Here is a 1,431-nt window from a genome sequence, read left to right as displayed (position 1 = left end):
CGACGAGGCGCTGGCCGGGGAACCGCTCGACGCACCGGTGCCCGCCGCTCCGGACGACACCTCGTACGTCATCTTCACCTCCGGTTCCACCGGTACGCCCAAGGGCGTCGAGGTGAGTCACCGGGCCGCGGTCAACACCGTCGAGGACATCGACGAGCGGTTCAGCATCGGCGCGGGCGACCGGGTGCTGGCCGTCTCCGCCCTGGACTTCGATCTCTCGGTGTGGGACATCTTCGGGCTGCTGTCCGAGGGGGGTGCCCTGGTCCTGGTGGACGAGTCCGACCGGCGGGACGCGAGCCGGTGGCTGGCCCTGTGCGCCCGGCACGGGGTGACGGTCTGGAACAGCGTCCCCGCGCTGCTCGACATGGCGCTCACCGCGGCGGACGGGAAGGCGCTGCCCGCCTCGCTGCGGCTGGCCCTGCTGTCGGGCGACTGGATCGGCCTCGACCTGCCCGGACGGCTGGCCGCCGCGACGCACGGGCGATGTCGCCTCGTCGGGCTCGGCGGCGCCACCGAAGCCGCGATCTGGTCCAACGCGTACGAGGTCACCGAGGTACCCGCGCACTGGGTGTCCATCCCCTACGGAAAGCCGCTGCGCAACCAGAAGTTCCGGGTCGTCGACGGCCGGGGCCGCGACTGCCCCGACTGGGTACCGGGCGAGCTGTGGATCGGCGGCCACGGTGTGGCCCTCGGGTACCGCGGGGACGCCGCCCTGACGGCGGAACGGTTCCCCGTGGTGGCGGGGGAACGCTGGTACCGCACGGGCGACCTGGGCCGCTACTGGCCTGACGGGAACCTGGAGTTCCTGGGCCGGCTGGACCACCAGGTGAAGATCAACGGCTTCCGGGTCGAACTCGGCGAGATCGAGGCCGCTCTGCAGTCGCACCCCGAAGTCTCCTCGGCGGTCGTCGTCACCGTCGGCGACCGCCGCCGCGAACTGGTCGCCGCGGTCGTGGAGCGCACCCCCCTCGACGCGGGCCAGGACAGTGGCGCCGAGGACGCCGGCCCCTCGGGGCACGCGGACAGTGGACCCGCGCCCGAGGTTGATCCGCTCGAACAAGGGCTCGTCGAGGCGGTGCTGGCCGAGGTGATCGCTCCCCTGGTGACGCCCGCCCCGGACCCGGCCGGGACCCTGCCGGTGCGCGCCGAGCAGCGCCCCGTCCTGGACGCCTGGCTCGACCGGCTGACCCGGCAGGAGGTCGTACGGCGTGACGGCGCCGCGGTCCGTCCGGGTGCCCGCTGGGCCGAGGTACGCGCCCAGGGGCGGTTCGAGGAACTGCGGGAGCGGACGGCCGGCAGTCACCTGGAGCCGGTGGCGAACGCGCTGAGCTGGGCGGCGCCCATGCTGACCGCCGTCCTGACCGGCGAGGCCCACGCCTCGGTGCTGCTGGACGACCCGGTGCTGTCGCCGGAGGGCCTGGCCGACGCGAT

Annotated in this window: 1 protein-coding gene; it reads left to right on the top strand. The window is 74.0% G+C overall.

All coding sequences use genetic code 11. The features are described from left to right. A partial coding sequence (locus tag B9S61_RS01045) for an amino acid adenylation domain-containing protein (protein WP_146064665.1) occupies window positions 1-1,431 on the top strand: 1,431 nt, incomplete at both ends.

Source organism: Streptomyces sp. SM1 (assembly GCF_002910825.1).
Taxonomy (GTDB): Bacteria; Actinomycetota; Actinomycetes; order Streptomycetales; family Streptomycetaceae; genus Streptomyces; species Streptomyces okerensis.
The sequence above is the reverse complement of the archived record's forward strand: the minus strand, read 5'-3'. Positions and strand labels throughout refer to the sequence as shown.